The 8,156-nt window shown below is 53.9% G+C and carries 4 protein-coding genes; 3 read left to right on the top strand and 1 reads right to left on the bottom strand.

The genetic code is table 11. The features are described from left to right. The coding region (locus tag HMPREF1051_RS15225) for a hypothetical protein (RefSeq protein WP_231286288.1) at positions 1–192 on the top strand (192 nt) is incomplete at its 5' end. A 382-nt stretch (positions 193–574) separates the two neighbouring features. Here the strand turns inward: HMPREF1051_RS15225 and adhE are convergent. Continuing rightward, the gene (adhE, locus tag HMPREF1051_RS06560) at positions 575–3,190 is read right to left on the bottom strand and encodes a bifunctional acetaldehyde-CoA/alcohol dehydrogenase (protein WP_003766075.1); all 2,616 of its coding nucleotides are present in this window, start codon (positions 3,188–3,190) and stop codon (positions 575–577) included. Positions 3,191–3,664: 474 nt separating this feature from the next. Here adhE and HMPREF1051_RS06550 point away from each other — a divergent pair, with 474 nt between their 5' ends. Both HMPREF1051_RS06550 and HMPREF1051_RS06545 read left to right on the top strand, forming a co-directional pair. After that, a complete protein-coding gene (locus HMPREF1051_RS06550; protein WP_003766083.1) occupies positions 3,665–5,773 on the top strand; it encodes a TonB-dependent siderophore receptor in 2,109 nt (702 codons plus the stop codon). A 327-nt stretch (positions 5,774–6,100) separates the two neighbouring features. After that, entirely contained in the window at positions 6,101–6,916 is an 816-nt protein-coding gene (locus HMPREF1051_RS06545; RefSeq protein WP_003766085.1) for an alpha/beta hydrolase, read from the top strand. Positions 6,917–8,156 lie beyond the last annotated feature (1,240 nt).

Below are 8,156 nucleotides of genomic sequence, written 5' to 3'. Positions count from 1 at the left end.
CCTTCCCCCGCCGGACGGGGGAAGGAACAAGTTGCCGTTGCAGCAAATCGTAGCGTGGGCTTCGCCCACGACCTTCTGCCCAAACATCCGAATCAAATCATCTCTGTTCATTCGTGGGTAGAACTCACGCTACGGGCGGCTGGCTCTCCCGTCTGGCTGGAGAGAGCAGCCCTACGGTTTGCACGAATTTGATTTTACCTAAAACCATAAAGCCACCCCCATCCTAACCTTCCCCCGTCGGACGGGGGAAGGAACAAGTTGCCGTTGCAGCAAATCGTAGCGTGGGCTTCGCCCACGACCTTCTGCCCGAACATCCGAATCAAATTATTTATGTTCATTCGTGGGCAAAGCCCACGCTACGGCTGCTAAAAATATAGTGGATTAACTTTAAACCAGTACGGCGTTGCCTCGCCTTGCCGTACTATCTGTACTGTCTGCGGCTTCGTCGCCTTGTCCTGATTTAAATTTAATCCACTATAAGTGGGGCACAATATAAAAAACAGAGGTCGTCTGAAAACCCGAAATGTGGTTTTCAGACGACCTTTTTCTTACTCCTTATTGTAATTCGCGAACCTTATTCGCCGTAATAGGCTTTGGTCAGGATTTCTTCCATATCGGCGACCAATGCGAGACGCGGGTTGGCGGGAGTGCATTGGTCTTCGAAGGACAGCAGTGCCAGTTCTTTGCGGCCGTCGATGAAGGTTTTTTCGTCGATGCCCTGCTCTTTGAACGACATTTTGATGCCGACGTTGACCGCCAGTTCATGACAGGCGCGGGCGAAGGATTCTACGCCTTCGGCGGGGGTGGCGCACGGCAGGCCTAAGGTACGGGCGATTTCCTGATATTTCAGGTCGGCTTTGTAGTAGTTGTACTTCGGCCAAGTGGCGGTTTTCTGCGGGCGCGTGCCGTTGTAGCGGATGACGTGCGGCAGCAGGATGGCGTTGGCGCGGCCGTGCGGAACGTGGTATTTGCCGCCGATTTTGTGTGCCATCGAGTGGTTGATGCCGAGGAATGCGTTGGAGAACGCCATGCCTGCGATGGTGGAGGCGTTGTGCATGTGTTCGCGCGCTTCGGGGTCGGACGCGCCGTGTTTGTAGGAGCGTTCGAGGTATTGGAACACGAGCTTGATGGCTTGCAGGGCGAGGCCGTCGGTAAAGTCGTTGGCGAGCACGGAAACGTATGCTTCTACGGCGTGGGTCAGTACGTCCAGACCGGTGTCGGCTGTTACGCCGGCGGGGACGGTCATGGTAAACGCGGGATCGACGATGGCGATGGTCGGGGTCAGCGAGTAGTCGGCGATTGGGTATTTTTTGTCGCCGTCACTGATGACGGTAAACGGCGTGACTTCGGAGCCGGTGCCCGATGTGGTTGGGATGCCGATGAATTTGGCTTTGCGGCCCAACTCGGGGAAGCGGAAGGCGCGTTTGCGGATGTCCATGAATTTTTGGACGAGGTCTTCAAAATCGACTTGGGGCTGTTCGTAGAAGAGCCACATGGCTTTTGCCGCGTCCATCGGCGAGCCGCCGCCCAGCGCGATGATGGTGTCGGGCTGGAAGCTACGCATCAAATCGGTGCCTTTATAGACGGTTTGGACGCTCGGATCGGCTTCGACGTCGGTGAAAAGCTGGATGGTTACTTTGTTTTTGCGTTGGTGGAGCTGGTGGGTCACTTTATCGACGAAGCCCAAATCGACCATCGAACGGTCGGTCACAATCATGACTTTTTCACAGTCTTTCATGTCTTGCAGATATTGGATGGAATCGCGCTCGAAATAGATTTTGGCGGGTACTTTGAACCATTGCATGTTGTTTCTCCGACGGCCTACTTTTTTGATGTTTAACAGGTTGACTGCGCTGACGTTGCCGCCGACGGAGTTTTTGCCGTAAGAGCCGCAGCCCAAAGTCAGGGACGGCAGGAAGGCGTTGTAAACGTCGCCGATACCGCCGAAGGTGGAGGGCGAGTTCCAAATCACGCGCAGGGCTTTGACGCGGGTGCCGAAGGTTTTTGCCAATTCTTGATCAGCGGTATGGATGGCGGCGGAGTGTCCCAAGCCGTCGAAGGCGACCATTTGTTCGGCAAACTGCAAGCCTTGTTCGGTGGAATCTGCTTTGAGCATCGCCAGTACGGGCGAGAGTTTCTCGCGGGTCAATGGCTCGTTAGGGCCGACTTCGCGGCATTCGGCGATGATGATGTTGGTTTTTTCGGGGACTTTAAACCCGGCCTGTTCGGCAATCCACGCCGCCGGTTTGCCCACAACAGCGGAATTGAGTTTCGCGCCGCCGCAGTTGGCGCAGTTTGCCGTAACGCCGAAGATGAAGTCTTCGAGCATGGCTTTTTCTTTTTTGTTGGCAAAATACACGCCGTAGGATTTGAACTCTTCGACCAGCTCTTTATAAATCTCTTTGTCGGCAATGACGGCTTGTTCGCTGGCGCAAATCATGCCGTTGTCGAACGCTTTGGACATCACGATGTCGTGTGCCGCCTGCTGGATGTTTGCCGTTTTTTCAACATAGGCAGGCACGTTGCCCGCCCCGACGCCGAGCGCGGGTTTGCCGCAGGAATAAGCGGCTTCCACCATCGCATTGCCGCCGGTTGCCAAAATCGTCGCCACGCCCGGATGTTTCATCAGCGCGGAAGTGCCTTCCATAGACGGTTTTTCAATCCACTGGACGCAGTTTTCCGGCGCGCCGGCGGCAATCGCGGCATCGCGCACGATTTGGGCGGCGTGGGCGGAACACTGCTGGGCGGAAGGGTGGAACGAGAAAATAATCGGATTGCGGGTTTTCAGCGCAATCAAGGATTTGAAAATGGTGGTGGAAGTCGGATTGGTGGTCGGCACGATACCGCAAACGACCCCGACCGGATCAGCGATTTCGGTAATGCCGGTTACATCGTCTTCGCTGATGACGCCCACGGTTTTCAAATCGCGCAGGCGGCGCACGACGTTTTCGCAGGCAAACAGGTTTTTGGTCGCCTTATCTTCAAATACACCGCGTCCCGTTTCTTCGACCGCGTGCATGGCGAGTACACCATGTTTGTCCAGCGCGGCAATGGAGGCTTTGGCAACGATATAATCAATCTGCTCCTGATTCAGCTTGCGAAACTCGTCCAACGAGCGCAAACCCTTTTCAACCAAACTGTTGACCTCGGCTACGGCGGGGCTGACGACATTGTCGGCTGATGCGTTCATGGTGTATCTCCTTGATATAAGGTGGCAATAAAGTCGATAAATTTTCACTACGATTACTATAAGTAATTTTGTTACATTTCTCTTTGACTTACATCACAAACCATGCATGCTGTTTTCAGACGACCTCTTTCAGGATTTTTCTGTTTTTAATACATTGAAATAAAATCATTTTAACGAGTTTGACAAAAGGGACCGCCGAGTTTCCCCTTTTGCCATATTGCTATTGTTTTACCCGCTGCAATTCATATGAAAATGAAATTTTTTGAATTTTGTATCGAAATTACAAATCAACATTTCAAACAAAATTTGCATATAAAAAGACAAGGTCGTCTGAAAACCAAATTAAAGTTTTCAGACGACCTTGTCGCATATTCACAAGAGATTGTCGGGAAAACGATAGTTTTTTTCTACAATTTCAGATATTAAACTTATAAAATACAACCATTCTCATTTGTACAATGAACGGAGAAATTGATGTTCCGACCCAATCTGACCGCTGCCGCCGTTGTGGCCGCTTTATCTTCCACTGTATTTGCCGCCGAAACGGTCGAGCTGGATACTGTCCATGTGAAGGGGCAGCGTTCGTATAACGCGATTGCCACCGAGAAAAACGGCGATTACAGCTCGTTTGCCGCCACTGTCGGCACAAAAATCCCCGCATCTTTACGCGAGATTCCGCAATCCGTCAGCATCATTACCAACCAGCAGGTAAAAGACCGCAACGTTGATACCTTTGACCAGTTGGCGCGCAAAACGCCGGGCCTGCGCGTGTTGAGCAATGACGACGGCCGCTCGTCGGTTTATGCGCGCGGTTACGAATACAGCGAATACAACATCGACGGCCTGCCTGCGCAAATGCAGAGTATCAATGGCACGCTGCCCAACCTGTTCGCCTTCGACCGCGTCGAAGTGATGCGCGGCCCGAGCGGCTTGTTCGACAGCAGCGGCGAGATGGGCGGCATTGTGAATTTGGTGCGCAAACGCCCGACCAAAGAGTTCCAAGGCCATGCGGCAGCAGGGTTCGGTACGCACAAACAATATAAAGCTGAAGCCGACGTTTCAGGTCCTCTGAACGCCGACGGCAGCGTTCGCGCCCGTGTGATGGCGCAAACTTCAGGTGCATCTCCCCGTCCTGCCGAGAAAAACAACCACCACGAAACCTTCTATGCGGCGGCGGATTGGGACATCAACCCCGACACGACTTTGGGCGTAGGCTATCTCTACCAACAACGCCACCTCGCGCCGTACAACGGCCTGCCCGTCGGCAGCAGCGGCAATTTACTGTCCCTACCCAACCACACTTTCGTTGGCGCGGATTGGAACAAATTTAAAATGAACAGCCATGACGTGTTTGCCGATTTGAAACATTATTTTGACGACGGCGGATACGGCAAAATCGGTATGCGCTATTCCGACCGCGATGCCGACTCTAACTACACCTTCGCCGCCAACAAACTTTCTGCCGACAATAAGGCAAACGTCGTCGGCTTAGGCACGGAAATCAAACAAAAAGCCTTCGCGGTTGACGCAAGCTACAGCCGTCCGTTTGCCTTGGGCAACACCGCAAACGAACTCGTCGTCGGCGCGGACTACAACCGCCTGCGCAGCACCAACGAACAAGGCCGTGCAGCCGTTGCGCGTAATGTTGCCTTGGGCGATTTCCACTCTGTTCCCTATGTCAACCTGATGCAGAACGCCCGTGCCGGCGCGCGTGGTTACAGCCATACCGTCGCTACTGAAAACCTTGACGAATTCGGCGTTTACGGCAAATCCGTCTTCCATCCGGTCGACAGGCTGTCGCTCATCGGCGGCTGGCGTTTGGGACACTACAAAATCGAAGCGGGCGAAGGTGACGAGTTGCACAAAGCCAGCAAAACCAAGTTTACCGGCTACGCAGGCGCAGTTTACGACTTGAATGACAACAACAGCCTCTACGCCAGCTTCTCCCAACTCTACACGCCGCAAACCAGCCTCGGCACCGACGGCAACCTGCTTAAAGCGCGCGAAGGCAACCAGTTTGAAGTCGGCTACAAAGGCAGCTACATGGACGACCGCCTCAACACCCGCGTCTCCCTCTACCGCCTGAAAGACAAAAACGCCGCCGCACCGCTGAACCCGAACAACCGCAACACCCGTTACGCCGCCTTGGGCAAACGCGTGATGGAAGGCGTTGAGACCGAAATCAGCGGCGCGATTACACCGAAATGGCAAATCCACGCAGGTTACAGCTATCTGCACAGCCAAATCAAAACCGCCGCCAACTCGCGCGACGACGGCATCTTCCTGCTGATGCCCAAACACAGCGCAAACCTGTGGACGACTTACGAAGTTACGCCCAAGCTGACCCTCGGCGGCGGCGTGAACGTGATGAGCAGCATCTCCTCAGCAGCAGGGCTGCGTGCAGGCGGCTACGCCACCTTCGACGCCATGGCGGCATACCGCTTCACGCCTAAGCTGAAGCTGCAAATCAACGCCGACAACATCTTCAACCGCCACTACTACGCCCGCGTCGGCAACGCAAACACTTTCAACATTCCCGGCTCGGAGCGCAGCCTGATGGCAAACCTCCGCTACGACTTCTAAAAACGGGAAAAGCAAAAGGAAAACAAATCACCGCCAAAAACCAGAAGACCAACACATTACGGAAACAGACCGGACAGGCAGGACACACCACCTGTCCGGTTTTATCATTTATAGTGGATTAACTTTAAACCAGTACGGCGTTGCCTCGCCTTGCCGTACTATCTGTACTGTCTGCGGCTTCGTCGCCTTGTCCTGATTTAAATTTAATCCACTATATGTTCATGTTTGACATAGAGAAACAGCAGATATAGCCCAAAGGTCGTCTGAAAATCCGACAACCCGATAACACACACCCCCCACCCCACCAACACAACCGACAACCCCGCCATGACCTCACGCACCGCACACTGGCAAGCCGCCCGCCTGCTGCAAGCCGAAGAAACCCATATCCGTTCCGAGCACACCGGCCGCAGCTACCGCATCCAAACCGCCGCCATCGGCGACCCGCCCCCACAAGGCTATCCCGTCCTCCATATCCTCGACGGCGACGCCTTCTTTCCCGCCGCCCTCAGCATGGCGCAATCCCTGCTCATCAACCCCATGACCCGAAGCCGCGCCGCCTGCCTCATCGTCAGCATCGGCTACCCCAACGGCGAAGTCCGCGACCTGACCCAACGCGCACTCGACTACACCCCGCCCCTGCCCGAAACCGCCACCGAAGCAGACCGCCGCCAGTACGGACAAGCCGACCGCTTCGCCGCCTTCCTCGACCACGAACTCGCCCCGGCCCTTGCCGCCAAATACCCCGTCAACCCCAAAGAACAAGCCCTGTTCGGACACTCCTTCGGCGCATTGTTCGGACTCTATTCCCTCTTCACCGCCCCCGACCGCTTCAAACACAACCTGCTCGCCTCCCCCTCTGTCTGGTGGCACAACCGCCGCGTCCTCGACTTCCTCCCGTCCGCCCTTCCCGCCGACACCGCCGTCCGCATCAGCGTCGGCGAACACGAAGGCCGCAGCAACCGCCCCGAACAAATCGGCAGGGAAATGGTCGCCCAAGCCAAACTGCTTGCCGGTACCCTCCAACACCTCGGCGCAGATGCACAATTCACCCTCTACCCCAACGCCAACCACGGCAACACCCCCTTCTACGCCCTCCCCGACCACATCGAATACCTCCGCCAAGCGTGGCAGAAGAAATAAACCGGCAGAAACGACAAGCCGTATGCCCAGCAAACAGGAATACGGCTTGAGTGATGGCAGTTGGGGATTTTCAGACGACCTTGGATTCATCTTTTATGCAATCAACGCAGGTTTTATTCAATTATAGTGGATTAAATTTAAATCAGGACAAGGCGACGAAGCCGCAGACAGTACAGATAGTACGGCAAGGCGAGGCAACGCCGTACTGGTTTAAAGTTAATCCACTATAAATTGGAAATCCAACCCGTAGCCGTGGGCTTTGCCCACAAAATCTACTATCTAAAAATCCAAATCAGACAACAGCCAAATGGGCATCCATTTTGGCTTTCATCTCGTGGGCAAAGCCCACGCTACTTGTTGCCGCAACGACAACCTGTCCCTTCCCCCGTCCGGCGGGGGAAGGTTAGGATGGGGGTGGCTTTATGGGTCTAGGTCAAATAAATTCGTACAACCCGTAGAGCCACCCTCTCCCCAGTCCTCTCCCGCCGGACGGGAGAGGGGGCAGGTTGCAGGTAAAAATAAGGTTGTCTGAAAACTCTGAGAGTTGAGTTTTGGAGAAACAAACTCACTCCCTCCGTTTTCAGACAACCTTTTATTCAATCAATATAGGCTTGAGATAACTCAGGTAGCGTGGGCTTTGTCCACGAAATCTACCACCTGACAATCCAAATCAGACAACAGCCGAATAGGTATCCATTTTGACTTTCATCTCGTGGGCAAAGCCCACGCTACGGATTACTACTCATTGCAGCAACGACAACTTGTCCCTTCCCCCGTCCGGCGGGGGAAGGTTAGGATGGGGGTGGCTTTGCGACTTTAGGTCAAATCAAATTTGTACAATCCGTAGGGCCACCCTCTCCCCAGCCCTCTCCCGCCGGACGGGAGAGGGGGCAGGTTACAGGTAAAAATAAGGTCGTCTGAAAACTTTGAGATTTGAGTTTTAGAGAAACTCGTTCACTCCCGTTTTCAGACGACCTCGTTTATTCAATCAAAACAGACTTGAGATAACCCAAGTAGCGTGGGCTGCGCCCACGAAATCTGCTATCTAAAAAATCCAAATCAGACAACAGCCGAATGAACATCCATTTTGGCATTCGTTTCGCGGGCAAAGTCCACGCTACGGGAGACCTTTGCAAAAAAGCCATTCCTGTCATCGGCAATCCGGATTTATTCTGAGACCTTTGCAAAATTCCCCAAAATCCCCTAAATTCCCACCAAGACATTTAGGGGATTTTCCATG

The sequence above is a fragment of the Neisseria sicca VK64 genome (assembly GCF_000260655.1).
GTDB classification, from domain to species: Bacteria; Pseudomonadota; Gammaproteobacteria; order Burkholderiales; family Neisseriaceae; genus Neisseria; species Neisseria sicca_B.
The sequence above is the reverse complement of the archived record's forward strand: the minus strand, read 5'-3'. Positions and strand labels throughout refer to the sequence as shown.

Coding starts and splice junctions, on each gene's coding strand:
- adhE (WP_003766075.1), bottom strand. CDS start 3,190: ATGAACGCATCAGCCGACAATGTCGTCAGCCCCGCCGTAGCCGAGGTC.
- HMPREF1051_RS06550 (WP_003766083.1), top strand. CDS start 3,665: ATGTTCCGACCCAATCTGACCGCTGCCGCCGTTGTGGCCGCTTTATCT.
- HMPREF1051_RS06545 (WP_003766085.1), top strand. CDS start 6,101: ATGACCTCACGCACCGCACACTGGCAAGCCGCCCGCCTGCTGCAAGCC.